The 494-nt window shown below is 68.0% G+C and carries 1 protein-coding gene; it reads left to right on the top strand.

The annotated features are described in order from the left end of the window. Positions 1–17: 17 nt before the first annotated feature. The coding region (locus tag CAPSK01_RS22440; RefSeq protein ID WP_273703383.1) for a tetratricopeptide repeat protein at positions 18–494 on the top strand (477 nt) is incomplete at its 3' end.

Raw genomic sequence — 494 nt, 5'->3', positions numbered from 1 at the left:
CTCTGATCCGGCGGTCGTTGGCGATCTACGAAAAAGCGCTCGGCCCTGAGCACCCGTACATGGCCACGAGCCTCAACAACCTGGCGGGGCTGTACAATGCGCAAGGCCGCTACGCCGACGCTGAGCCGCTCAACCGCCGCGCGCTGGCGATCTTCGAGAAAGCGCTCGGCCCCGAGCACCCGGACGTGGCCATGGGCCTCAACAATCTGGCGGAGCTGTACCGAGTGCAGGGCCGCTACGCCGACGCTGAGCCGCTCTGCCGCCGCGCGCTGGCGATCTTCGAGAAAGTGCTCGGCCCCGAGCACCCGAAAGTGGCCGCGAGCCTCGGCAACCTGGCGTTGCTGTTCCAGATGCAGGGCCGCACCGCCGATGCCGAGCCTCTGATCCGGCGGTCGTTGGCGATCTACGAAAAAGCGCTCGGCCCCGAGCACCCGGACGTGGCCAAGCGCCTCCACAACCTGGCGGAGCTGTACGAGTCGCAGGGCCGCTACGCT

Source organism: Candidatus Accumulibacter vicinus, assembly GCF_000584955.1.
GTDB lineage: Bacteria > Pseudomonadota > Gammaproteobacteria > Burkholderiales > Rhodocyclaceae > Accumulibacter > Accumulibacter vicinus.
The sequence above is the reverse complement of the archived record's forward strand: the minus strand, read 5'-3'. Positions and strand labels throughout refer to the sequence as shown.